General features: G+C 60.7%; 2 pseudogenes. Both read left to right on the top strand.

Annotated features, from left to right (window positions below):
• Nucleotides 1-320: pseudogene (locus tag AF337_RS02450) on the top strand (ABC transporter substrate-binding protein); the annotation flags it as partial.
• A gap of 96 nt (nucleotides 321-416) precedes the next feature.
• Nucleotides 417-588 (top strand): annotated as a pseudogene (locus AF337_RS41640) (ABC transporter permease); the annotation flags it as partial.

Raw genomic sequence — 588 nt, 5'->3', positions numbered from 1 at the left:
CCTTCTGGGGCGGTCGCCCGACACAGGATTCGCGCTATTCCACCTCCTATCTATCGACCGCCGAATGGAACGACACGCATTTCAAGCAGCCTGACTTCGACAAGTTGGTATTGCAGGCGCGGTCTGAGCTCGATGAAGCCAAGCGCAAGGACATGTATCGCACCATGGCGATGACGGTGCGTGACGAGGGCGGGGTGATCCTGCCGATGTTCAACGACTTCGTGAACGCCTCCACCAAGCAGGTGAAGGGTTATGTCCACGACATCGGCAACGACATGTCGAACGGCTACGTCGCGACCCGCGTCTGGCTGGACGCCTGATGGCAAGGGGCGTATGCCCCTCCGATCTCTAACGAAGCCGGGACCGTGGGATGTAAACCCGCGGTCCTCCCGACGTTTTAGCGCGAGGTCCTCGCCATGACCAATCCTGCCCCAAGCATCTTGCCCGGCCTCGGGTTCCGGCAGCGCTTTCCGCTGCTTGCCCTTATCCTCGAGCGCTTCGTGCTCAGCCTCGTCCTGCTTTTTGCCGTTTCCATCCTGATCTTCGGCGGTCTGGAAGCCCTGCCCGGCGATTTTGCCACCACCTATC

Source organism: Rhizobium ecuadorense (assembly GCF_001187535.1).
Classification (GTDB): domain Bacteria; phylum Pseudomonadota; class Alphaproteobacteria; order Rhizobiales; family Rhizobiaceae; genus Rhizobium; species Rhizobium ecuadorense.
The sequence above is the reverse complement of the archived record's forward strand: the minus strand, read 5'-3'. Positions and strand labels throughout refer to the sequence as shown.